1 protein-coding gene is annotated in these 266 nt (G+C 54.1%); it reads right to left on the bottom strand.

Annotated elements, in window-relative coordinates; all coding sequences use genetic code 11:
• The coding region (locus IV91_RS16515) for a hypothetical protein (RefSeq protein ID WP_035419130.1) at nt 1-266 on the bottom strand (266 nt) is incomplete at both ends.

Here is a 266-nt window from a genome sequence, read left to right as displayed (position 1 = left end):
TCTTCCGAGGATCACAGCCAGTCAAATTCGGTTTATTGACCATGGCATCAAAACGGTCATCGTGAGAGCGCAGAGCCTGTAAAACCTGCCACACCACGGCATAGGTCTTGTTATCGTTCAGGGCTTTGTTGGGTTCCACACCTGCGGGAATCACCACGGGAAGGATCACATAACCCCGTTTCTTGCCGGGGGCATTACGCATCACCCGGCCCACCGACTGCACTACATCTACCTGAGAATTCCGGGGAGTCAGAAACAACACGGCG

The sequence above is a fragment of the Ferrovum myxofaciens genome (assembly GCF_000735045.1).
GTDB lineage: Bacteria > Pseudomonadota > Gammaproteobacteria > Burkholderiales > Ferrovaceae > Ferrovum > Ferrovum myxofaciens.
The sequence above is the reverse complement of the archived record's forward strand: the minus strand, read 5'-3'. Positions and strand labels throughout refer to the sequence as shown.